The organism is Oerskovia sp. Root22, assembly GCF_001429135.1.
Taxonomy (GTDB): Bacteria; Actinomycetota; Actinomycetes; order Actinomycetales; family Cellulomonadaceae; genus Oerskovia; species Oerskovia enterophila.
The window spans coordinates 12,104-34,935 of record NZ_LMIL01000013.1; the positions used below are offsets into that span (position 1 = coordinate 12,104).

General features: G+C 67.7%; 18 protein-coding genes. 7 read left to right on the forward strand and 11 right to left on the reverse strand.

Annotated elements, in window-relative coordinates; all coding sequences use genetic code 11:
• Positions 1-254: 254 nt before the first annotated feature.
• A complete protein-coding gene (locus tag ASE15_RS18815) occupies positions 255-1,346 on the reverse strand; it encodes an inositol-3-phosphate synthase (protein WP_056654026.1) in 1,092 nt (363 codons plus the stop codon).
• 52 nt (positions 1,347-1,398) lie between these two features.
• On the reverse strand, positions 1,399-2,007 hold the full coding sequence (locus ASE15_RS18820) for a PadR family transcriptional regulator (protein ID WP_056654029.1): 609 nt from the start codon (positions 2,005-2,007) through the stop codon (positions 1,399-1,401).
• A gap of 332 nt (positions 2,008-2,339) precedes the next feature.
• On the opposite strand from ASE15_RS18820, the gene ASE15_RS18825 reads away from it, so the two are divergent.
• From ASE15_RS18825 to rplI, 5 genes are all read left to right on the forward strand, one after another.
• Positions 2,340-4,775: a transglycosylase domain-containing protein gene (locus ASE15_RS18825; RefSeq protein ID WP_056765065.1), complete on the forward strand. Its 2,436-nt coding sequence runs from the start codon at positions 2,340-2,342 to the stop codon at positions 4,773-4,775.
• Positions 4,776-4,946: 171 nt separating this feature from the next.
• Entirely contained in the window at positions 4,947-5,237 is a 291-nt protein-coding gene (rpsF, locus tag ASE15_RS18830; RefSeq protein ID WP_056654034.1) for a 30S ribosomal protein S6, read from the forward strand.
• A 148-nt stretch (positions 5,238-5,385) separates the two neighbouring features.
• Positions 5,386-5,925, forward strand: a complete 540-nt coding sequence (locus ASE15_RS18835) for a single-stranded DNA-binding protein (RefSeq protein WP_056765068.1) — start codon at positions 5,386-5,388, stop codon at positions 5,923-5,925.
• 97 nt (positions 5,926-6,022) lie between these two features.
• Positions 6,023-6,259, forward strand: coding sequence for a 30S ribosomal protein S18 (gene rpsR / locus ASE15_RS18840; protein WP_030152654.1), 237 nt, complete (start codon positions 6,023-6,025; stop codon positions 6,257-6,259).
• A 17-nt stretch (positions 6,260-6,276) separates the two neighbouring features.
• Positions 6,277-6,726, forward strand: coding sequence for a 50S ribosomal protein L9 (gene rplI / locus ASE15_RS18845; RefSeq protein WP_056654042.1), 450 nt, complete (start codon positions 6,277-6,279; stop codon positions 6,724-6,726).
• 112 nt (positions 6,727-6,838) lie between these two features.
• Here the strand turns inward: rplI and ASE15_RS18850 are convergent, their stop codons facing one another.
• Positions 6,839-8,191 carry an MATE family efflux transporter gene (locus tag ASE15_RS18850; RefSeq protein ID WP_056654047.1) on the reverse strand — a complete coding sequence of 451 codons (1,353 nt, stop codon included), beginning with the start codon at positions 8,189-8,191 and terminating at the stop codon, positions 6,839-6,841.
• Positions 8,192-8,677: 486 nt separating this feature from the next.
• On the opposite strand from ASE15_RS18850, the gene dnaB reads away from it, so the two are divergent.
• Together dnaB and ASE15_RS18860 are read left to right on the forward strand one after the other, a co-directional pair.
• Positions 8,678-11,272, forward strand: a complete 2,595-nt coding sequence (gene dnaB, locus ASE15_RS18855) for a replicative DNA helicase (protein WP_056765071.1) — start codon at positions 8,678-8,680, stop codon at positions 11,270-11,272.
• Between the two features lie 359 nt (positions 11,273-11,631).
• Positions 11,632-12,606, forward strand: coding sequence for a hypothetical protein (locus ASE15_RS18860; RefSeq protein WP_056765074.1), 975 nt, complete (start codon positions 11,632-11,634; stop codon positions 12,604-12,606).
• A 295-nt stretch (positions 12,607-12,901) separates the two neighbouring features.
• Here the strand turns inward: ASE15_RS18860 and ASE15_RS18865 are convergent, their stop codons facing one another.
• From ASE15_RS18865 to ASE15_RS18900, 8 genes are all read right to left on the reverse strand, one after another.
• The gene (locus ASE15_RS18865; protein ID WP_082618604.1) at positions 12,902-13,888 is read right to left on the reverse strand and encodes a carbohydrate kinase; all 987 of its coding nucleotides are present in this window, start codon (positions 13,886-13,888) and stop codon (positions 12,902-12,904) included.
• Between the two features lie 3 nt (positions 13,889-13,891).
• Positions 13,892-15,457, reverse strand: a complete 1,566-nt coding sequence (locus tag ASE15_RS18870; protein WP_056765078.1) for a glycoside hydrolase family 32 protein — start codon at positions 15,455-15,457, stop codon at positions 13,892-13,894.
• Positions 15,458-15,549: 92 nt separating this feature from the next.
• Positions 15,550-17,001 carry a glycoside hydrolase family 32 protein gene (locus ASE15_RS18875; RefSeq protein WP_157277285.1) on the reverse strand — a complete coding sequence of 484 codons (1,452 nt, stop codon included), beginning with the start codon at positions 16,999-17,001 and terminating at the stop codon, positions 15,550-15,552.
• A gap of 12 nt (positions 17,002-17,013) precedes the next feature.
• Positions 17,014-18,027, reverse strand: a complete 1,014-nt coding sequence (locus ASE15_RS18880; RefSeq protein WP_082618605.1) for a LacI family DNA-binding transcriptional regulator — start codon at positions 18,025-18,027, stop codon at positions 17,014-17,016.
• Positions 18,028-18,029: 2 nt separating this feature from the next.
• Positions 18,030-18,941 (reverse strand): carbohydrate ABC transporter permease, encoded by a 912-nt coding sequence (locus ASE15_RS18885; protein WP_369800651.1) that lies wholly within the window; start codon positions 18,939-18,941, stop codon positions 18,030-18,032.
• Positions 18,938-19,819, reverse strand: coding sequence for a carbohydrate ABC transporter permease (locus tag ASE15_RS18890; RefSeq protein ID WP_056765331.1), 882 nt, complete (start codon positions 19,817-19,819; stop codon positions 18,938-18,940). Before ASE15_RS18890 ends, ASE15_RS18885 begins: the two co-directional genes overlap by 4 nt.
• A gap of 80 nt (positions 19,820-19,899) precedes the next feature.
• A complete protein-coding gene (locus tag ASE15_RS18895; RefSeq protein ID WP_056765089.1) occupies positions 19,900-21,234 on the reverse strand; it encodes an ABC transporter substrate-binding protein in 1,335 nt (444 codons plus the stop codon).
• Positions 21,235-21,284: 50 nt separating this feature from the next.
• Positions 21,285-22,757, reverse strand: a complete 1,473-nt coding sequence (locus tag ASE15_RS18900) for a glycoside hydrolase family 32 protein (RefSeq protein ID WP_056765093.1) — start codon at positions 22,755-22,757, stop codon at positions 21,285-21,287.
• Positions 22,758-22,832 lie beyond the last annotated feature (75 nt).

Genomic DNA, 22,832 nt, shown 5'->3' on the forward strand with positions numbered 1-22,832 from the left:
CCGGGGCCGAACGGGGTGGTGCGCTCCGCGTCGGGCATGCGAAGAGGGTCCGGAACCCTCAGGTTCCGGACCCTCTTCGCTCGGTCGTCAGAAGCAGGGCGGGGTATCGCCCGGGCTGGTTCTGACAACTCGGCGGGTGCTACGGATCAGCGCAGGTTCCTACGGTCGCGCTGGTCCTGCACTCGCGGGCTCGCTACGGATCAGCGCAGGTACTTCTGGTCGCGCTGGTCCTGCACTCGCAAGCTCGCTACGGATCAGCGCTCGTTCTCGCCGGAGATGAAGGCCTCCAGAGCCGCACGGCCCTTCGTGTCCTCCATCTGGACCGGCGGGGACTTCATGAAGTACGTCGACGCCGAGAGGATCGGGCCACCGACGCCACGGTCCTTGGCGATCTTCGCAGCGCGGACGGCGTCGATGATGATGCCGGCCGAGTTGGGGGAGTCCCAGACCTCGAGCTTGTACTCCAGGTTCAGGGGCACCTCGCCGAACGCACGACCCTCGAGGCGGACGTACGCCCACTTGCGGTCGTCGAGCCAGGCGACGTAGTCCGACGGGCCGATGTGGACGTTGCGGTCCTCGGTCTTGCCACCGAGGGGACCCTCGAGGTTCGACGTCACGGCCTGCGTCTTCGAGATCTTCTTGGACTCGAGGCGCGTGCGCTCCAGCATGTTCTTGAAGTCCATGTTGCCACCGACGTTCAGCTGGTACGTGCGGTCCAGGACCACGCCGCGGTCCTCGAAGAGCTTCGCGAGCACGCGGTGCGTGATGGTCGCGCCGACCTGCGACTTGATGTCGTCGCCGACGATCGGGACGCCCGCGGCCTCGAACTTCGCAGCCCACTCGGGGTCCGACGCGATGAAGACCGGCAGGGCGTTGACGAACGCGACACCCGCGTCGATCGCGCACTGCGCGTAGTACTTCGCAGCGATCTCCGAACCGACGGGCAGGTAGCAGACGAGCACGTCGGCGCCCGACTCCTTGAGCGCGGCGACGATGTCGACCGGCTCGGCGTCCGACTCCTCGATGGTCTCGCGGTAGTACTTGCCGAGACCGTCGTTCGTCACACCGCGCTGGACGGGCACGCCCAGCGGCGGGACGTCCGCGATCTTGATGGTGTTGTTCTCCGAGGCGTGGATGGCCTCCGAGAGGTCGAAGCCGACCTTCTTGGCGTCGACGTCGAAAGCGGCGACGAACTCCAGGTCGGACACGTGGTAGTCACCGAACTGCACGTGCATCAGTCCGGGCACGGTGCTGCTCGGGTCAGCATCGCGGTAGTAGTGCACGCCCTGGACCAGGGAAGATGCGCAGTTTCCGACGCCAACGATGGCGACGCGGATGGAGGACATCCTCGCTCCTTGCTGTCAGTGCCGGGGGCGCTGCGCGCCGACGGCTTCGTAGTTAGTGGTTGTCTTGCCCGTGACGGTTCTCAGGGCCGCTCGACGGCCGGGTGCGACGACGGTCGCGCTCGGTCGTGATCAGTCCGTCGAGCCACCGAACCTCACGCTCGACCTGTTCCAGGCCGTGACGCTGCAGCTCGAGGGTGTATTCGTCCAGCCGCTCACGTGTGCGCGCGGCGGACTCCTTGACCGACTCCAACCTCTCGGTGAGCCGGCTGCGCCGACCCTCGAGGATGCGGAGCCGGGTCTCGGCGTCGGTCTGCGCGAAGAACGCGAACCGGACGTCGAAGCTCTCGTCCTCCCAGGCCGCCGGTCCCGAGGTCGCGAGGACCGTCTGAAGACGTTCCTTGCCCTCGGCGGTCAGCTGGTACACGATGCGTGCCCGCTTGCCCGACAACGCGTGGGGAGGGGTGGTGGGGGACTCGGTGCCGACGATGTAGCCGTGCGTGACCATCGCCTTGAGCGCCGGGTAGAGCGAACCGTAGGAGAACGCCCGGAACGACCCGAGCAGCAGGTTGAGCCGCTTGCGGAGCTCGTACCCGTGGAGCGGGGACTCGTTCAGGAGGCCGAGGATCGCGGTCTCCAGCACGTCGGAACGGCTGCGTGCCATGACACCTCCTCCTCGGTCCGGCTGTCACCGCGGAGGGCGGATCTGGCGTGGTTCGACTACTCGATGTATCGAGTCGATACATCGACAGGTTAGGTGTATTCGCGGTACCGCGCAATATGTCACGCCCTCGAGCAGATGTGAAGGACTGGGGGACCTGCGGCGTGGCTGTGGCGAAACAATGGCGGACCAGGCCCCGGAGGGCCTTGTCCTCACGGGAGGACGCCCTATTGTTCAGGGTGGTCTGATGCATGCTCTGCGCCTGGCGCGCCCTCTCCCGGGCGGCGGCGCGGAACAGGTCCTGACCGGTACAGACCCCCAGAGGAAGGTGAACCGTGGCGAGCTCCGCGAGGCAGACGAAGGGCACGGCGCGTGCGGGCAGCACGGCGCGCACGGGCACCTCGGCGCGCAAGCGCCGCTTCTTCAACTACCCCCGTTCCCACGTCAAGAGCTTCCGTCGCTGGCTGCCGTCCTGGCGCGTGCTGCTCGGGACCTTCCTCACAGGGACCGCGCTCGTTGCCGGCATCGTCATCGCCGCCTACGCGACGACCTCGGTCCCCAAGGACCCCGCCTATGCGGTGCAGAACCAGAAGACCACGGTGTACTACGCCGACGGCGTCACGGAGATCGGGACCTTCCAGGAGGAGAACCGTGTCATCGTCGACTACGCCACGCTCCCGGACTACGTCGGCAACTCCGTGGTCGCGTCCGAGGACAGCTCGTTCTGGACGAACTCGGGGATCGACCTCAAGGGCATCGCTCGCGCGATGGTGAACAACCTCAAGGGCGGGAGCACCCAGGGTGCCTCGACCATCACCCAGCAGTACGCGGAGCGCTACTACGCCGGCGCGACGGTCTCCGACTACGTGGGGAAGTTCCGGGAGGCGATGCTCGCGCTGCGGCTCACGCAGGAGCAGCCCAAGGAGGAGATCCTCGGGAACTACCTCAACACGATCTACTTCGGCCGCGGGGCGCACGGGATCGAGGCCGCCGCGCAGGCGTACTTCGGTATCCCCGCCTCGGAGCTGACCATCTCCCAGGCGGCGATGATCACCGCGATCATCCCCAACCCGACGGTCTACGACCCGGCCAACAACCCCGACATCACGCAGGAGAAGTGGCAGCGTGTGATCAACCGGATGGCCAAGGACGGGCACATCACGGCGGCGGAGAAGGCCGAGGCGGCCTTCCCGGCCGACATCAAGGAGAAGGCCGCGACCAACTCCAAGGGTGGGCAGGCCGGCTACCTCCTGGACCTGGTGAGGCGTGAGCTCGAGGCCAACGGCTACGGCGACGGAGACCTCGACACCAAGGGCTTCACGATCGTCACGACGATCGACAAGACCATGCAGGACCTCGCGGTCGCGACCGCGGAGAGCATCCCGCGCGAGGGCGACCATGCGGCTTCCGGATGGCTCAAGCCGTCCATCGTCTCGATCGACCCGGCGGACGGTGCAGTGCGGGCCGTCTACGGCGGCAGCGACTTCCTCAGCGACCAGTACAACTCCGCGACGCGTGGTGTGGCGCAGGCCGGCTCGACGTTCAAGCCGTTCACGCTCGTCGCGGCCCTCGAGCAGGGAATCGACCTGTCGGCGACGTACGACGGCAACAACGACGTGGAGGTGCCCGGCTTCTACGACAAGGGCCAGGGAGTCAAGAACTTCGGCGACCAGCCCTTCGGCCAGATCGACCTGGCGACCGCGACCGCGAACTCTGTCAACACGGTCTACGCAGCCCTGAACATGGAGGTCGGCCCGCAGGCGACGGTCGACGCGGCAGTCAAGGCCGGGATCCCCGCGGACACCATGGACCTCAAGGCCGTCCCGTCGAACGTGCTGGGTACCGCGTCGGTCCACCCGATCGACATCGCGCACGCCTACGCGACGTTCGCCGCGCAGGGCTTCGAGTCGACGCCGCACGTGGTCCAGTCGGTCAAGCGGCTGGGCACGGGCGCCGAGACCTACGACCCACCGGGCCGCAACGACCGGGTCTTCGATGCCGACGTCATGGCCGCGACGACCTACGCCATGACCCAGGTCGTCGAGGCGAAGGGGGCCTCCGGTGCCCCGGCCAAGGCGTTGAACCGTCCCGTCGCGGGCAAGACCGGTACGTCGAACGACAACAAGTCGGCCTGGTTCGCGGGGTACGTCCCGCAGCTGGCGACGGTCGTCGGGCTCTACCAGGACAACAAGGAAACTGGGGTCCAGGAGCAGATCACCCCGTTCGGCAAGTACTACAAGAGGTCGATCACGGGCGGTACGTGGCCCGTCGACGCCTGGACCTCCTACATGGAGGGCGTCCTCGCGCTGCCCCAGTACGCCGAGGTCCAGGACTTCCCCGAGTACACGATGAAGAAGGTCAAGCCTTCTCCGACGCCGACCGAGGAACCCACGGAGCCCGCGATCGAGGAGCCGGTCGAGCCGGAGGAACCTGTCGCGCCGACCACCGTGACGGTTCCGACCGACCTCACCGGCAGGTCCAAGGCGGATGCCAAGGCCGTGCTCGAGGGCATGGGGCTCAAGGTCTCGTTCACCGAGGAGTACTCGGCCGACGTCGCCCCCGGCGTGGTGCTCAGGGTCGGCGGATCCGGCCAGCAGGTCGAGACGGGCAAGACCGTCACGGTCGTCCTGTCCAAGGGGCCGGACCCCAAGCCCAAGCCCGACCCCGAACCCGAACCCAGCACCCCGCCGCCGACCACGCCACCGGAAGGTGGCGGGAACCCGGGCAGCGGCAACGGGAACGGCAACGGGAACGGCAACAACGGCGGGTAGCGACCGACGTCACCCCCACAGATTTCCCGAGCCCGGTCCCGACCGGGTACCTTGGGAACTTGCTGTGTCTCGATCTGTGCTGCCATCAGCACGGTGACCTCACAGCGACGCACAACCCTCCTGTCACGGAGATACCGTGACCGCTGAGTCCGCAGGAGGTGGGTTAACCGCATGCGTCAGTACGAATTGATGATCATCCTCGACCCCGAGATCGAGGAGCGCACCGTTGCTCCGTCGCTCGACAAGTACCTGACGGTGATCAAGACCGACGGTGGCACTGTCGACAAGGTGGACATCTGGGGCCGTCGCCGCCTGTCCTTCGAGATCAACAAGAAGTCCGAGGGCATCTACGCCGTCGTCGACTTCACCGCGACGTCGGACACGGCCAAGGAGCTGGACCGTCAGCTCGGCCTCAACGAGGTCGTCCTGCGCACGAAGGTCCTGCGCACCGACGCTCGCTGATCACCCCGCACTTCTGACTTCCCTCGTGGCACCTCCGGTGCGCTGCGCGTCCCCAGGACAGCGTCAGTGGCACGTGGTGGGATGTCCGCGGACGGGGGTCATCCCCTTCGAAGAGTCTTCGATACGTAACGAACAATGAGGAGCTGGCATGGCTGGTGAAACCGTCATCACGGTGGTCGGGAACCTGACCGGGGACCCGGAGCTTCGCTTCACCCCCGCGGGGGCTGCCGTCGCCAACTTCACCGTGGCGTCCACGCCGCGCACCTTCGACCGCCAGAGCAACGAGTGGAAGGACGGCGACACGCTGTTCATGCGCTGCTCGATCTGGCGTGAGGCCGCGGAGAACGTCGCCGAGTCCTTGACCAAGGGCATGCGCGTCATCGTTCAGGGCCGTCTGGTCCAGCGTTCGTACGAGACCCGCGAGGGGGAGAAGCGCACGGTCGTCGAGCTGCAGGTGGAGGAGATCGGTCCTTCCCTGAAGTACGCCTCCGCGAAGGTCACCCGGGCCCAGCGCTCGGGTGGCGGCAACTTCGGTGGTGGCGGCGGTTTCGGCGGCGGCGGCGCTTCGAGCGGCGGCGGCGGATTCAGCGCTTCCGGCGGTGGCCAGCAGAGCAACGACGACCCATGGGCCACGGCTGGCCCCGCGTCGTCGGGTGGTGCCTCGTTCTCGGACGAGCCCCCCTTCTAGTCACCGCTCACCCCAGACAAACCCTTCCCGGCAGGGCAGGTGCCCGACGACGGCACTCGCCCCGGCCGGGGATAGCACCTTGTGAAGGAGCAACACCATGGCGAAGCCAGTGGTGCGCAAGCCCAAGAAGAAGTCCAACCCCCTGAAGTCGGCGAAGATCGAGTCGGTCGACTACAAGGACACGACCCTGCTGCGGAAGTTCATCTCCGACCGCGGGAAGATCCGTGCCCGTCGCGTGACCGGCGTCTCCGTCCAGGAGCAGCGTCAGATCGCACGTGCCGTCAAGAACGCCCGCGAGATGGCACTCCTGCCGTACTCGTCGTCCGCACGCTGATCGAGAGGGGATAGAACATGGCAAAGCTCATTCTGACCCACGAGGTCACCGGCCTGGGCGAGCCCGGCGACGTGGTCGAGGTCAAGGACGGGTACGCCCGTAACTTCCTCGTGCCCCGTGGTCTGGCGACCGGGTGGTCCAAGGGTGCCGAGTCGCAGATCTCTGCGATCCGCAAGGCACGCAAGGCTCGCGAGATCGCGACGCTCGACGAGGCCAAGGCGACGCGCGACTCGCTGCAGTCGAAGCCTGTCGTCGTGAAGGCCAAGGCGGGCCAGGGCGGCCGTCTGTTCGGCGCGGTCACCACCGGTGACATCGCCGAGGCCGTCAAGGCCGTCGGCGGCCCGTCCGTCGACAAGCGCAAGATCGAGATCGGCCAGCCGATCAAGTCGACCGGTTCGTACACGGTCACCATCCGCCTGCACGCCGAGGTCTCGGCGAACATCGCGGTCAACGTGGTGGCTGCCTGATCGACTGATCGCCCCTGTCCCGTGAGGGATGGATGGATCGGAGATCTCACCCGACGGCCCGGTCCCCTCTGCGGAGGGGGCCGGGCCGTCGGCGTTCCCGAGGCAGGCCTCCTCAGGCCCCCGTGACCATCCACCGGTCGCCGCGCGCCCTGAGGCCCGTGGTGAGTGCGCGCGCCGCCATGAAGACCCCTGCGAAGGCCGCCCACAGCCACGCGAGGCCCGCGGCGCCGTCGGGCGCGAGCTCACGGACCGCCAGCGCGAACGGCACGTACACGACGAACGTGAGCATGCCGGCCCACGCGAGGTAGCGGCCGTCCCCGGCCCCGATGAGCACCCCGTCCAGGACGAACACCCACCCCGCCATGGGCAGCAGCAACCCGCACACGGCCATGCCGAGCGCGACGGCGGTGCGGACGTCGGGGTCGGACGTGAAGAACAGCGCGAACCACCACCCGCCCACGGCCATGACCAGACCGAGCAGCGCTCCTGCCGCGACGCCCCACTGGAGCGTGCGGCGCAGGACCGAGCGCACGTGCGACCGGTCCCCGGCGCCCAGGCCGTGCCCCACGAGGGCCTGCGCCGCGATCGCGAGGGCGTCGAGCGCGAACGCCGCGAGACCCCACACCGACGCGACCACCTGGTAGCCCGCGAGCGTGACCTCGCCCAGGCCCGTCGCGACGAAGACCGTCAGGAGGATCGCGAGGCGCAGCGAGAGCGTGCGGACGAACAGCGGCGCACCCGCGCGCGCGTTGGACCAGATGCCGCCCGCGGCGGGGCGCAGCGAGGCGCCCTCGCGTCGGGCACCGCGCACGACGACGACGCCGAGCACCGCGCCCATGGTCAATTGGGCGACGGCGGTCCCGATCCCCGAGCCGGCGATGCCGAGGCCCACGCCGTACACGAGCACGACGTTGAGGATCGCGTTGAACGTCGCGCCACCGGCGGCGACGTAGAGGGGCGTGCGGGTGTCCTGGAGGCCGCGCAGCACGCCCGTGGAGGCCAGGACGACGAGCATGCCGGGCAGGCCCAGGCCCGACCACCGCAGGTACACCAGGGCGTGGTGCGCGACCTCGCCCGTGCCGCCCATCGCGCCGATCGCCCAGCCGCCGCCGAACCACAGGGCGGCGGCGAGCACGAGGCCCAGCCCGAGCGCGAGCCACATGCCGTCGATACCGGACTGGAGCGCCTCGCGCCGGTGCCCCGCGCCGATGCGCCGGGCCACGGCCGCGGTAGTCGCGTACGCGAGGAACACGCACAGGCCGACGAGGGTCAGGAGGACCGTGGACGCGAGGGAGAGCCCGGCGAGCTGCGCGGTCCCCAGGTGCCCGACGACGGCGCTGTCCACGAGCACGAAGATCGGCTCCGCGACGAGCGCCCCCAGGGCCGGGACCGCGAGGGCCAGGATCTGCTTGTCGATGAGGCGACGGCTGGGAGGCTGGGGCGGGGACCCGGCAGGTGTCTCCACAGGCCCTGTGGACGAACCAGGTGACTGCGCGGCGGCCGATGCCTCCCGGGTGTCCTGGGGGCGGTGCTCGGGTGAACGGGGTGAACGACCGGTGTCCTCGCCCTGACCGGGGGAGGGCTGGCGTGTCGGCGGCGTGTTGCCGGAAATTTCTTCGTCCACATGGCTGAGCCTAGTGAACTGGCTGCTCCCAGGGCTGTACAGGGGAAAACTGGTCACTTGTCCACATGGTTGTCCACAAGCCTGTGAACAGCATGGGGGCCTCTGTCCACAGGCTGTCCACACCTCTGTGAACAGGGCCGTTTGCGGGCTGTGGGAGCGCGATCTAGTGTCGCTGAGTCGCGCATGCTCGGGCCTTCCGAACGGTCGACGGTGCACCACCAGCGATACCCCTCGACGATGCGGGCGCAGGCGTGTCGGTGGGCCGGAGTAGAACAGACGTGCGACGCAGGACGATACCCGGCCGTGCCGGGGGAGTGAGGGGCCCGCATGTCGATCGACGAGCTCGAGTCGAGCTTTGGACCGCCCGCAGGCAGCGGCGGTCCCGGGTTCGACCGCACCCCGCCGCAGGACATCGCCGCCGAGCAGAGCGTGCTCGGTGGCATGCTGCTGTCCAAGGACGCCATCGCGGACGTGATCGAGCAGATCCGCGGCACCGACTTCTACAAGCCTGCGCACGAGTCGATCTACGACGTCATCATCGACCTCTACGGACGCGGTGAGCCCGCGGACGCCATCACGGTCGTCGCCGAGCTCACGCGCCGCGGCGAGCTGGGCAGGATCGGTGGCGCGCCTTACATCCACGACCTCATGGCCATGGTGCCGACCGCCGCGAACGCGGGCTACTACGCGCGCATCGTGCGCGAGCGCGCCGTGCTGCGACGCCTCGTCGAGGCCGGGACCAGGATCGTCCAGCTGGGCTACGCGACCGACGGCGGCGACGTCGACGACGTGGTCAACAACGCACAGGCCGAGGTCTATGCGGTCACCGAGCGCCGCACGGCCGAGGACTACATCGTGCTGGGCGAGGTCATCGGCGGGACGGTCGACGAGATCGAGGCCGCAGGGCACCGCGGCGAGGGCATGGTCGGGGTGCCGACGGGCTTCGCCGACCTCGACCGGCTGACCAACGGGCTGCACCCCGGGCAGATGATCGTGATCGCGGCACGACCGGCGATCGGGAAGGCGCTCGCGCTCGACACCCTCCTGCCGACACCGACCGGATGGACCACCATGGGTGAGGTCGCGGTCGGTGACCGGCTGCTCGCTGCGGACGGCACCCCGACGTCCGTCGTGCGCGCGACTGAGATCCTCACGGACCGGCCGTGCTACGAGGTCGTGTTCGACGACGGCACGACGATCGTCGCCGATGCGCTGCACGAGTGGTCCACGAGCACCAGAGCCTCGCGCCGGAAGAGTGGGCTGACGGAGACCGTCCGCACCACCGAGGAGATCGCAGCGACAGTGCGGTGCGAAACCGCCGATCGCCGCGCGAACCACGCCGTGACGACTGCGGGTGCGCTGGCTCTTCCCGAGGCGGACCTCCCCCTGCACCCCTACGCCCTGGGCGTCTGGTTGGGCGACGGTCACTCGGCGTCAGCCCGCTTCACGTCCGCCGACCCCGAGATCGCGGTACGCATCGAAGGGCTCGGGCTGGTCGCCGAGGCGCGAACACAGTTCGAGGGGCCCGCCCGCCTCTACTCGCTCCAACTTCCCGAGGCCCCGGCCGTTGCCACCCGGAACTGTGTCGTCTGCGGGGTCGAGTTCGTGCCCCGGACCACTCAGGTCAAGAGCTGTGGGCGTTCATGCGGAGGGAAGTCGAAGGGCATCTCCGAGAAGATGCCTGCCCCGACGTGCCCGGACTGCGGACGTCCCAGCACCGGCCTTCGGCGCTGCCAGGAGTGCCACAACGCTCGCGGGACCGTCGCCGGGATCCTTCGCACGCTCGGCGTGATGGACGACAAGCACATCCCCCTCAACTACCTCCGGGCGAGCGAGACGCAGCGTCGCGAACTGCTGGCAGGGCTCATGGACACGGACGGCACGGTCAATCCCACGGGAAGCCCCCAGATCTCCCTGACGAACCGGCGCCTTGCCGAAGGCGTCCGCGAACTGATCCACAGCCTGGGGTACCGGACGGGTTGGTCCGAGAAGCGGGTGGACGGACGATCCGAGAAGTCGTCGACCGCCTTCACCATCACGTTCACGACCGACGACGACGTCTTCGCTCTCGAGCGGAAGAAGCTGGTCCACAAGGAGCGCCGTCGCCCTTCGACCCCGCGTCTGAAGACACGTTTCATCGTCGACGTCCGTCGCATCGACCCCGTACCCGTGCGCTGCGTGGAGATCGACCACCCCGAGCACCTCTACCTGGCCAGCCGCGCGATGATCCCCACGCACAACTCGACGCTGGGAATCGACATCGTCAGGTCGGCATCGATCAAGCACAACATGACGTCCGTCGTGTTCTCGCTCGAGATGAGCCGCAACGAGATCACGATGCGTCTGTTGGCTGCCGAGGCCCGCATCCACCTGCAGAAGATGCGCAACGGCTCCATGGGCGAGGACGACTGGCAGAAGCTCGCCGGCACCATGGGAAAGATCTCCGAGGCGCCGCTGTTCATCGACGACTCGCCCAACATGTCGCTCATGGAGATCCGCGCCAAGTGCCGCCGGCTCAAGCAGAAGCACGACCTCAAGCTCGTCGTGATCGACTACCTCCAGCTCATGACGTCGGGCAAGCGCGTCGAGTCCCGCCAGCAGGAGGTCTCGGAGTTCTCCCGTGCGCTCAAGCTCCTCGCGAAGGAGCTCGAGGTGCCGGTCATCGCGATCTCGCAGCTGAACCGTGGCGCTGAGCAGCGTACGGACAAGAAGCCTGCTATGTCTGATTTGCGCGAATCCGGCTCGATCGAGCAGGATGCCGACATGGTCATCCTTCTGCACCGTGAGGACGCGTACGAGAAGGAGTCCCCGCGAGCGGGCGAGGCAGACCTGATCGTGGCCAAGCACCGTAACGGCCCGACCGACACGATCACCGTGGCGTTCCAGGGGCACTACGCGCGGTTCGTGGACATGCAGGTCTAGCCCGCTGCTGTTGTGTCGACGTGCAGCCTAGTTTTCGTAATCCTCCAGATACGTTTCGTAGGCGATGAAGTCCTCAACCGGGGGCGGTGGGCCACCCGTGACGGGCCGCGCCGACGATCGTCACCACCTGTGTCGAGAAGCCCAACTGAAGTCGACGCCAGGAACGGCTCGGATGCTGTCGAGATGCAGCCTGGTTTGTACGTTCTTCCGTTTGTCTTGTATCGCCGTCATTGGGGCTGTCGGGGCTAGTGCTGGCGCATGCGCGGGTCGGTGGCGATTGCGATGCCCTTGGGATGAGACCCTCACCGTGCTTGGTCCTGCGCCTCGAGTCTGGTCGATCGCCTGCGGAGAATGGAGCCATGGAACGACAGATCAACTTCTTGCGCGAGCGGCAGATGCTGTGCGCGATTTGCAGGCACCAGTGGGCGGTCGACCTGGACTGGATTGATCGGTGGGACCAGGCAAAGGAGATGTGTCCGGGATGCGGAACCACTTGTGAACACGAGGACTCGCCTCGGGTGACGGTTGACGCCAGTGACGTCGCGCTGGTCGACGGCAAGGTTGCGCAGTTGTCCTGGTACCACACCAGCACGCAGCCGGACTGGCCAACCAGGGACTTCGACCCTGCGGCGGAATTCACACCCGAGGCGCGGATGAGGATGGGCGGCGACAAGCGGTTCGCCCAGTGGGCCGCACGGCAGTGCGTGAAGGCTCTCCACGTTGGCACGTACGAGGCCGCGGTCCACAACATGCTGCGGCGGATCTGTAACCAGGCCGACCAAGGGCGTCAGTTCTACCTGTATCGGGTGCACCTCAAGTCGTCCGTCGTGGTTCGGAAGGACTGGCTCATCGACCCGAGCGACTTCATGGGCGACGTCGGCCTGGCCGAGGTCTGCCCTCCTGGCGTCGACGTCGCCCGTTACCTGAACTACCACGAGGACCCTGGCCGGATCTCCCTCGCGCTGGGGCGGGAAGCGATCGATTGCGTCCAGCAGGTCGCCATACCGTTGCCCGATGCTTGGGACGACGAATGGGTGCGTGACGCCGTCGCGTCCCTCGATGGCGCTTCGGACACCCCTGCACCTGCGCCCGGCAAACTGAGCCGGTTTCTGCCGCCGTCATCGCCGCGCGCTGTCCTGGGCCGTGAGCTCGGCGCGTCCCTGGCAAACCGGCTGCCGGTCAATCTCCGCGGCAAGTTCACGTGGGCAATCACATTCGCCGAAGGGGAAGATCCCAAACAGTGGGCGCAGCGGACGAGCAATCTGTGCGGACTGATCGAAGGCCCCAGCCGTGTGCTAGCGGCGCTCGATGAAGCTGAGGTCCGCGTAGTCTGAGCGGGGAGCTCGTTGTGGGCAAGATGCTGCTGAAGGCCTGCCGCTGGTCGAAGGAGCCGAGGCGAGTCGGTTCTCGTCGAACGTAGACACGGCACTTGCCGTCACGATGCTCCTTGCCGGTCACATGACCGCGTTCACCCACGACGGGCACACGGTCGTGCCCACACAGTAGGAAGTGATCACGCCTTCTGCTTCGGCAAGTGGCGGCTGGATCTTGTGCTCCACGACCGTTTTCATCGTTACCGGATGGTGGTTGACGGCACGACCTCGTGCGTTCCGGTTTGCTGGTCGTCAGCTACTTGCGGCGGGTGTTCGTGGACGAGAGCTCCGTACTGCATGGGGGATTGGCCCCGGCGCGTGAGACGGTGACGGCTGCGACGGCGACGCAGCGGTCGAGCAGTGTGGCGAGAGTGACCGGTGTGATCGCGCGCAGCGCGTCGCGGCGGTCCGCGCCGAGAAGGCCGGCGTCCCAGAGCCCGTCGATAAGCGCGCCCATGAAAGAGTCGCCCGCGCCGACGGTGTCGACGACGTTCACGCGCGGTGCGGCGACGCGCTGCTCGCCCGCGGCGGTTACGGCGAGGGCGCCCTCGCCGCCGAACGTCACGACGACAAGCGCCGGGCCGAGCATGAGCCACTGGTGCGCGACGGCGACCGGGTCCGCCCCAGGCGCGAGCCAGGTGACGTCCTCGTCGCTCACCTTGACCACGTCGGCGAGCGCGACGAGCGCCTCGATCCGGGCGAGCGCGTCTGCTGGGTCGCCCATGAGAGCGGGGCGGACATTGGGGTCGTAGGTGATCGTGGCCGTGGCGCGTGCGGCGGCCACCAGCGTGCGCACGTCGCTCGCACCAGGCTCGAGGACGGCGGCGATTGAGCCGGTGTGCACGGCGAGGGTGCCTGCGTCCGGGGCGGTGCCAGCCGGGACGCGCCACTCCAGGTCAAACTCGTAAGTGGCGGCTCCGTGGGCGTCGAGGTGGGCGGTGGCGCGGCTCGTGGAGCCAGCGCCTGAGCTGCCGGGGGTGAGGATCACGGCGGAGTCGTCGAGCCAGGCCCGGATCCTGTCGCCATGGGTGTCGGTCGCGAGCCACGTGGCCAGGCGTGTGTTGCGGCCGAGCCGTCCGAGGGTGAGGGCGACGTTGGCGAGGCTGCCGCCGGGGTGCTCGTCGACGCTGCCGTCGGCGCGGTGCACGATGTCGATCAGCGCTTCGCCGACCATGAGCACGTGCTCGGTACGCGTGTCAGATTCCTCTTCAGGGTGGCTTTCGGCGGAGGTCTTGGTTGGCATGGCTTAGATCGCCTTTCCGAGATCGCGGATTGTGATGCCGGTGAAGTGTGCGGGGCCGCCGTCGGTGTAGAGCGAGATCCCGGTGTCGCCCTCGGTGAAGTGGACCTGCTGGGAGAGCACGGTGTGACCGGCGTTGACGAAGACCTCGACGCTTTGGGTGTCGACAAGGATGCGCAGGTGCACAGATCGAGCGCCGGGGTCGATGGGGGCTGCGGCTCGCAAGTAGGGCGCGAGCGAGTACCCGGCGAGGTCGGAGGGACCACGGTCGACGTAGAGGTCTGCTCCGTGCTTGCCGATGTTCGTGTGTCGGGAGCCGTCGGCGGAGCGTCCGACGGAAATGCCAACGTTCGTGGCGGCGTCCCAGGCGATGTCGAGCTCGATCTCGTACGCGCGCCCGCTCCACGGAAGGACGGCACTGCCGTCGATGGTCCTGTTGGGCAGGGTGGTGGTGGCGACGACGTAGTTCGCCAGCGCAGCCACGGGACTGCTCAGGAGGCTGTACCAACCACCAGGCTGTCGGACAAGCCGCAGCTCACGAACGATCGAGTTCTGCCCGTTGTAACTGTCCGTCGCGTCGGTGGGGACGTCGCGGGCGGCGTACTTCCAGTTGTTCATCCATGCGATGGCGAGCCGCTTCGTCTCGGGTGCGTCGATCGACGGCCAGGTGACAGCCGCGTACCAGTCCCAGCCCCAGTCGAGCCACTGGGGGGTGAGGTCGTCGGCAAGGAACTGCTCGCCGTCCCAGGTGCCAGTCCAGTAGGCGTACGTCATCGGCAGGTCGGCCCCGTAGGCGTCCATGCTGGCGGCGAGCACCCAGTGGCGTGTGCCATCTTCGGCGGTCATCTCGAAAAGGTCGGGGCACTCGATGCCACCGAGGGTGTGGTTCGGGTAGTCGAAGTTGCGTCGTAGCGTCCAGTCACGCAGGTTCGGCGAGGTGTAGAAGGCGGCGTAGCGCAGCCGTCCGATGACGCAGACCCACTCTTCGCGGGTGGCGTCCCAGTGGATCTTTGGGTCGCGGAACCACTCGGCGTTCTCGATCTCCGTGCCGGTCGTAGCGGTGCGGCCGTCGGTGTTGACGATGACGGGTTCGGGCAGGGCGGTGAAAGAGAAGCCGCCGTCGGTCGACCAGTAGAGGTATTGCTCCTGGTACTTGCGGATGCCGTCGGTCGGTTGGGTCGCAAGCGCGACGACGGTTCCCGCACCGAAGCCTGCCGTGTTCGCGGTGTCGAGGACCATTGATCCGGACCACACGGGGAAGTCGGGTTGCAGGGGCATCACGGTGCCGTGGTGGGTGTAGGCGACACCGTCGGTCGTGGTTGCGTGGTCCCACCCGCCGGGGCCGTTGTTCTGGTCGGAGTGCAGGTAGTACAGCTGGTAGGCGCCGAGTGTGGCGACCGGGCGTTGCGGGTCGCAGAGCCAGCCGGTCGGAGGGGTCATGTGGTAGACGGCGCGGAGCGAACCCGGGACTGTTGCTCGGGCTGTGGGCGACATGGCGCCGCTGAGGAACAGGGCGATTGCTCCGGCGCCTGCTCCCTGGAGCACGGTGCGACGTGAGATGGACGGCGTCATTGCTAGTTCCTCTCGTGGATGGGCGCGCGACATAGCGTCCACCCTGGTTGGGGCGGTGGTGGACGGGGCGATGTGGAGAAGGGAGGGGCTGGTTAGTCGTGCGCGGCGGGCACGAGTGCGTCGATGTTGGTGGACATTCCGATCTCGATCGCGGTGACGTGCACGGTTCCTGGTCGTGCCGCCTCGAGGCTCGCGGTCACGCTGCCGGCGCCGAGGAGGATCAGGTTCGAGGCGGTCGCTTCACCGTTGTCGACGAAGAGTTCCAGGAGGGGGCCGTCGAGGCTAAGGAGCAGACGTGTGGGGCGGTCTCCGGGAATCGGGACGGTGCTCGTGGACGGGAAGTCGGGGTGCACCGCCTCGGCCGCCGGGCCACCGCGAGTGAGGCACAGCGTCTCGCGGCGGGGATCGTGGACGAGGTCCACGAATGCGTCCACGTCCCCGCGTAGCCGTAGACGGAGCGTGCCGGTGGTCGCGGGGTCCCAGTACAGCTCGAGCAGCGAGTGCCCGGTGAGCGGGAAGTCAGTGGCGCGGTCGGCGACGACGATGGGGGTGGGTGATGTGCTTTGGAGGTGTTCGCGGACGAAGTGTGGCGGTGCCTGAACGAGGGTAGGTCGCCCGTCGACGGTGCGCAGCGACAGTAGGCGTGGCAGCGACATCGCTCCGCGCCACGGCTTCGAGGGAAACACGTGCGCGTAGCGCCAGTTGCTCATCCAGCCGATGGCGACGGCCTCCTGGCTCGGGGCGTTGTCGAACGTAACCGCTGCGTAGTAGTCGCGTCCGTGGTCGAGCAGGCAAAGCTCAGGGGAGTCCGGGATGAAGGTGGTTCCGTCGAAGCGCCCAGCGACGTAGTGCATCGACGACCCCGCAGGATCGGGTTCGTCACCGACCGGGTTCGTGCTGAGCAGCAAGACCCACCGGGGATCGTCGATGTCGCCGTCCAGAGGCAGCATGATCAGGTCGGGGCACTCCCACACGACGCCTGTTGCGCCCAGGGGCCCGAAGGTGCTCAGGTGCTCCCAGGACGCCAGGTCGTCGGAGGCGTAGAGCAGGACCTGCCGGTCGTCCGCCTCGACGGTGAGCATGATCCACCGGGCGGTGAGGCCGTCGTCGTAGCGGATCACCTTGGGGTCACGGAAGGCGGTGGTGCCTCGGTCGAGGACTGGGTTCCCGGGATCGGTCTGCCACGTGAACCCGCCGTCGTCACTGGTCGCACGAGACTGTGCTTGGCGTCCGTCGTCAAAAGCGCTGGTGTAGTACGCGGTGAGCACGTCGTTGCCCGTACGTGAGGCAACGACGGAGCCGGAAAAGATCTGCTCGCCTACCCGGTGAGCCAGCGCGACGGGGTGCTCGGTCCAGTGCTTCAGGTCGGGGCTGGTTGCGTGGCCCCAGCTCATGTTGCCCCAGTCGGGACCTTCCGGGTTGTACTGGAAGTACAGGTGCCACAGGCCTCCGTGATGCACGAGTCCGTTCGGGTCGTTCATCCAGTGTCGCCGGGGGGTGAAGTGGTAGCGGGGGCGGGGCACTTCGGTGTTCGTCGTGGGCACGGGAGTATCTCCTCAGACCGAGTGCCGGCGGACTGGTGGGCAGGCGATGAGATGGGGCTGATCATCGGGGGCGGGGTCCATGCCGAGGAGCATGCGGACCCCTGCAGCGCCGAGCTCGTAGTGCGGCAGCGCGACCGTGGACAGGGTCGGGCGCAGGTGGGCGGCGATGACGTCCTGGTTATCGAATCCCATGACCGCGATGTCGTCGGGGATGCGCAGCTCGCGCTCGCGCAAGCCGTCGTAGACACCCATCGCCACCCGGTCGTTGTGGCAGAAGACGGCGGTCGCGCCGGACTCGACGACTCGCGATGTTGCGGCGTAGCCACCCTCTTGCTCGGGTGCTACGGGAAAGACGAGCTTGGGGTCGAAGCCGACCCCGGCCATCTCGAGCGCGGCGCGGTACCCGGCCAGACGACCGGTTTGGGCAGGAGATGGGGTGGTGGTGTTGAGGAACGCGATGCGGCGGTGGCCTGCGGCGAGGAGCTCCTCGGTGGCGGTTCGCCCGCCCTGCTCTTCGTCGGGGACTACGGCGGGCAGCCCGCTGCCCTCGGCGTAGCAGTCGACGAGGATCGTGTCGGTCTGGTGCAGCGATTCGGGGACGATGATTTCGCGGTGGTACCAGGTGGAGTAGAGGATCCCGCGCACCTGGTGCTCGAGCATCATCGCGATGGCGTCGTTCTCGGCAGCCACGTTGCCGTCGGTGTTGGCCACCAGGAGCACGTAGCCGTGCTTCCACGCCTCGTCCTGCGCCCCGTGGATGATCTGTCCCGCGAACGGGGTCGTGGCGATCTCGTCGGCGACGAGGCCGATGAACGCCGACGTGCCGCGGGAGAGGGTCTTCGCGAGGGCGTTAGGGCGGTAGCCGAGCTGTTCGACGGCCTCGTGCACCCGTCGCCGGGCGTCCTTGCCGATGCGGGCTCCGGGCTTGTCGTTCACCACATGGGAGACCGTGGCGACCGAGACGCCCGCGAGCTTCGCGACGTCGCGCATCGTGATGTTCGCTCCGTGCTTGCCGTTGCCTGTCATGCTCATCCCTTGGTCGCCCCACTCTCGAGTCCATTGATCATCGCCTTGTTCAAGACGAGGAATACCAGCAGCAACGGTGTCACGGTGACACACACGGCGGCGAAGGTGGCCGTCCAGTCTGTGTTGCCCATGGCGCCGATGTAGTTTTGCAGACCGAGAGGGATCGTCTTCAGCCCGTCGGAGAGTACGAAGGTGTTCGCGAAGATGAAGTCGTTCCAGATAAAGATGCTGTTGACCAGCACCACTGTGATGATCGTGTTTACCGACAACGGGAGAGTGATCTGCCCGAAGATCCTGTAGGGGCCAGCACCATCGAGCGAAGCGGCCTCATACATCTCCCGCGGGATGTACTCGTAGAACGAGGAGAACAGGTAGACGGCCATCGGCAAGGCAAAGGCGGCCAGCGGGATGATCATCGACAAGTGCGTGTCGAGCAGCCCGACTCTCGAATAGTCGATGAACAGCGGGACGAGTGCGATCTGCACTGGCACGATGATCCCCAGCAGGAACAAGCCCCGCACAAACCCGCTGAAGCGGAAGCCGAGCACCTGCAGAGCGAAGGCGGCCATCATGCCTGCCACGACGATGAGGGCGCTTGCCCCCAACGTGACGACGAGGCTGTTGACGACGTTCAGGCCGAGGTTTCCAGTGGCGAAGGCCCGGGTGTAGTTCTCGAGGGTGAACTCGGAAGGCAGCGCGAACGGGTTGCCGCCGGCGAAGTCCGCTGCCGTTCGAAAGCTCGTCAGCAGAAGCCACAGGAGCGGGTACACCTGGACCACCACGATCAGCGCGACGGTCACGGTCAGCAGTGTGCGCTGTACACGGAGTCGAGGTGAACGGCTGGGGGCCCGACGCGCGCTGCGCCGGGCCGGCGGCGTGGGCTTGGCGGTCACGGTGAGTACTGGCGCGGTCACGAGTCGTCCCTTCGACGGAAGAGCAGGAAGATGAGGCCGACGGCGACGAGGCACTCCAGGACAATGAAGACGGAGATCGCACTGGCATAGCCGTAGTCGGTGTGCACGAATGCGGTCTTGTACATGTACGTCGTCAGGAGCTCCGAGGATTGCCCGGGGCCGCCGTTGGTGAGCAGGTACGGGATGTCAAAACCCCGCAACGCGAAGGTCGTCGCCATCACCGTGGTCGTGATCCAGACCGGGCGGATGTACGGGAAGCGGATGCGCCAGAACACCTGCCACCACGACGCGCCGTCCAACCGAGCGGCCTCCTCGAGTTCGCTCGGGACGGCGACGAGCGCGGCGTAGATGATGAGCATGTACAGGCCGGTGAAGCGCCAGCCTTCGGGGATCGACACGGCGGCCAGCACGGTGTTGACGTTGGAAAGCCACGCGGTCTGCAGGTTCTCCAGACCGACCCAGGCAAGGATCTGGTTGAGCAGGCCAACCGGCTCGAGCGAGTAGATCCGCTGGAACAGCAGGGCGATCGCCACCGTGGAGATCACCGCGGGCAGCAAGTAGAGCGTCTTGACCAGCTCGCGTGCCCTGGGCAGCGCCGTGAGCAGCCCGGCCACGACCAGCGCCCCGCCGAGCTGCAGCACCAGGCAGATCGCGAGGTAGCCGAGCGCGTTGGCGAACGCGGTCCAGAAGACGTCGTCGCGGGTGAACATCTTCACGTAGTTGTCGGCGCCGACGAAGGACATGTCGGTGATGCCGTCCCACCGGAAGAGGCTCAGGACGAGCGACTGCCCGATCGGCAGCAGCACGGCGACGCCGTACACGAGCAGCGGCGGGAGAAGGAAGACCAGCACCGAGATCCCGGAGCGGCGCGGGAGCATCGAGGTCCGCACCGGCTTCCTCGTCCCCCGCCGGGACGGGCGCGTGGACGCCTCACCCACCCCGGACTGTGTGAGCTCGGTCATCGCAGGTTCTCCGCCAGAGCCGCGTCCATGGTCGTGACGAATTCGTCGGGCGTGATGTCACCCTGAACCAGGAGCGTCAGCTCCTGCTGCAGCCGCGTGTTCGTAGCTGGGTCGAGCTGGGTGTCCCAGGGCATCGCGATCGCGGGGCCCACCTCGTCCGCCAGGGCCACGAGACGGGAGTACAGCTCGGTGGCGTCGGCGGGGATCGTCGTCTGGGCGGTCGTGGTCGGCGACAGGGCGCCGGTGGCCGCGTAGAGCTCGGGGTAGCGCTCGAGGGCGAAGCCGAGGAAGTCCCGCACGAGTGGGTCGTAGGTCTGGGCGTTGACGGCCATCCCGATGCCCGACGGCGTGACGAACTCGTTGTCGGCCGTGACGGCTCCGTCGATGGTCGGCAGGGTGAAGTAGTCGACCGTGTCCCGCACGTCGGGGTTGAGCGCCTCGGTGGCGAGGTTGCTCAGCTCCCACGTGCCGATGTTGTAGACGGCGGCCTTGCCGGAGGTGAAGAGCGCCTGGGCGTCCGCGTACCCGGTCGAGGAGAACCCCTCCGGGAAGCACCCCGCCTGGCCGAGGTCGTACAGCCACTGGGCGGCGGCCTGCCCGGTCGGGTCGGCGAAGGACGCGTCGCCGTTCTTGAGGTCCCGGATGTAGTCGGTCCCCGTCATGCGGAACGGGTAGTACGCCATGTAGCGCTCGAGCGGCCACTGGTCCTGGCCGTTGAGCGCGATGGGCGTGATACCCGCACCCCGCAGGGCCGTGCACATCGCCGGGAAGTCGTCGAGCGTCGCCGGGATCTGCGTGCCGGCCTGCTCAAGCAGCGCGGAGTTGTACCAGAAAACCTCGAGCTGGAACTCGAACGGGACCATGTAGAGGGCACCGTCGTCGAAGCGCTGGTAGTTGAGCGCCGCCTCGCGGTAGTCGTCGGCGAGACCGAGGTCGTCGAGCAGGACGTCGATGTCGACCATGCGGTCCTGGCCGGCGAGCTTCTGGGCGAACGGCGTCGCGTCGGTGTCGAAGAGCTCGGGCAGCTTGTTGGCGGCGGCGAGCGTCTCGTACTTCTGGATGTAGGAGGGGCGGTCCGGCGTCGTGATGAGGTTGAGGGAGAAGCCGGGGTGGTCGGCGGCGTACTCGTCGGCGATCTGCTCCATCGCCGCGATCACGCCACCGTCCGCCGGCCGGGACAGCAGCCAGGAGATCTCGCGCGGGACGATCTCCCCCTCCGGGTTGACGTCGGTGGGGTCGGCGATGGTCGCCGCGCCCGCGCAGGCCGAGAGGGCGAGCGACGCGGCGGTGAGGGTGGCGAGGAAGGCCGCTGTGCGGGTGGGACGAGGCATGTCGGAATCTCCTTTGATTGACGCCAAGAGGCTGTGCTGGGGTGGGGTTGTCAGGTGGTGGACAGGGCAAGGGGTGGCGCGGCGAGCGAACCGGTTGCTGCGTCGTCGGGCGTGGAGACGGAGAACTGGGTGAGGGTCACCGTGCCCTCGCCGACAAACGCGCCGAGGCGGCCGGTCGGCCGGTCGTACAGCCGGGTGCTCAGCACCGTCGAGTTGTCGACCGTGGCGACGCACAGGTCGCCGTCGACGATCACCTCGAGCTCGTGCTCGCCGGGTTCGAGCGTGCACGGGCGCTCAAGCTCGATGGCGAACGGCACGTCGCCGGAGATCTGCCACTGCTCGGTGCCGGTCTGTCGGCGTGGCCACCGGTCCAAGACAAGGCGTTGACGGTGCGGCTCAAGGCGCACCACGTACCCCTCGTCGCCGTCCGCGCTCGCGCGCAGCAGCAGACCAAACTCCCTGGTGCCCTCGGCGACGTCGAACCGGGCGGTGAGCCGGAACGCGGTCGGCACGTCCTCGGGCGAGAGGACGCTCGCGTGACCGTCGGGGGCACTGAGTGTCGTCCCGGCGGGGACGACGTCTACCGGCTCGGCGAACGTGTCGCGCAGCTCACGGGTGGGGTGGAAGGCGAGCGTGCCGTCTTCGCGCTGCTCTGCCTCGAGCACCGACATCGTGCCCGCCCACTGCCACGCCCCGTCATCGGTCGCGCCCTCGCGGGAGGCGATCCAGCCGAAGAAGAATCGGCGGCCGTCGCGCTCGGCAGACTTGGCGGCGTAGTATGCGCGCCCGTCGAGCGTGTCGCGCTCCGGCACGATCCATGGACCGTCCAGACTGCGGGCCATCCGGTAGCGCGTGGTGAAGGCGTCGCTGAACTCCGAGTAGACGAGATACCACCACTCGCCCCATTGGAACACCTCGGGGCATTCGTGAGCGACGTACCGGCGCGGGTCCCAGAATGGCTCCGCCGCCTCCCACGTGGTGAGGTCACGCGAGACGCACTGGGCAATGACGCCCCGTCGACGCTCTGGTCCGTGGTCGTGACGGGCTGTAATCAGCATGCGCCACAGACCGCTCTCGGCGTCCCAGAACACAAAGGGGTCGCGCCAGTCCCCAGTCTCGTAGCCCGGTGTCGCGCCGAACGTCTCCTCAGTGCGGCCCTTCCAGGACCGCATACCGTCGCGGCTCGTCGCGTGCATCACCACCTGCAGCGGTCGCCCGTCCGTGCCCACGTGGGCAGGGTTCTGCCCGGTGTAGAACGCGTGGTGCGTCCCCTCGACATCGAGGACGATGCTGCCCGTGTAGACGTTGAAATCTGCAGCGGACGGGCCTCCCGAGGCGAGCGCCTCCCCAGCATCGCGGAAGCTGACCAGGTCGTTGGTCACGACCCGGTGCCACGGCATGCCGTCCTTCGGGGTGCGGCGCGTCTCGTGCAGGTAGAAGAGGTGGAAGACACCGTCCTCCTGCCAGGGGATAACATCCCCCACCCAGGCGTCCGTCGGCTGGTAGAACCCTCGCTGGTCCATTGCTACCTATCGTCGTGGTTAAGCGGTTGCGCAGAACGGTAGCGCCGCTACGAGGTTTGGTCAACCGGTTGATCA

What these genes read in the sequence shown, in the direction of transcription:
- ASE15_RS18815 (WP_056654026.1), bottom strand. Translation starts at nt 1,346, where the DNA reads ATGTCCTCCATCCGCGTCGCCATCGTTGGCGTCGGAAACTGCGCATCT.
- ASE15_RS18820 (WP_056654029.1), bottom strand. Translation starts at nt 2,007, where the DNA reads ATGGCACGCAGCCGTTCCGACGTGCTGGAGACCGCGATCCTCGGCCTC.
- rpsF (WP_056654034.1), top strand. Translation starts at nt 4,947, where the DNA reads ATGCGTCAGTACGAATTGATGATCATCCTCGACCCCGAGATCGAGGAG.
- ASE15_RS18835 (WP_056765068.1), top strand. Translation starts at nt 5,386, where the DNA reads ATGGCTGGTGAAACCGTCATCACGGTGGTCGGGAACCTGACCGGGGAC.
- rpsR (WP_030152654.1), top strand. Translation starts at nt 6,023, where the DNA reads ATGGCGAAGCCAGTGGTGCGCAAGCCCAAGAAGAAGTCCAACCCCCTG.
- rplI (WP_056654042.1), top strand. Translation starts at nt 6,277, where the DNA reads ATGGCAAAGCTCATTCTGACCCACGAGGTCACCGGCCTGGGCGAGCCC.
- dnaB (WP_056765071.1), top strand. Translation starts at nt 8,678, where the DNA reads ATGTCGATCGACGAGCTCGAGTCGAGCTTTGGACCGCCCGCAGGCAGC.
- ASE15_RS18860 (WP_056765074.1), top strand. Translation starts at nt 11,632, where the DNA reads ATGGAACGACAGATCAACTTCTTGCGCGAGCGGCAGATGCTGTGCGCG.
- ASE15_RS18865 (WP_082618604.1), bottom strand. Translation starts at nt 13,888, where the DNA reads ATGCCAACCAAGACCTCCGCCGAAAGCCACCCTGAAGAGGAATCTGAC.
- ASE15_RS18870 (WP_056765078.1), bottom strand. Translation starts at nt 15,457, where the DNA reads ATGACGCCGTCCATCTCACGTCGCACCGTGCTCCAGGGAGCAGGCGCC.
- ASE15_RS18880 (WP_082618605.1), bottom strand. Translation starts at nt 18,027, where the DNA reads ATGACAGGCAACGGCAAGCACGGAGCGAACATCACGATGCGCGACGTC.
- ASE15_RS18890 (WP_056765331.1), bottom strand. Translation starts at nt 19,819, where the DNA reads ATGCTCCCGCGCCGCTCCGGGATCTCGGTGCTGGTCTTCCTTCTCCCG.
- ASE15_RS18895 (WP_056765089.1), bottom strand. Translation starts at nt 21,234, where the DNA reads ATGCCTCGTCCCACCCGCACAGCGGCCTTCCTCGCCACCCTCACCGCC.
- ASE15_RS18900 (WP_056765093.1), bottom strand. Translation starts at nt 22,757, where the DNA reads ATGGACCAGCGAGGGTTCTACCAGCCGACGGACGCCTGGGTGGGGGAT.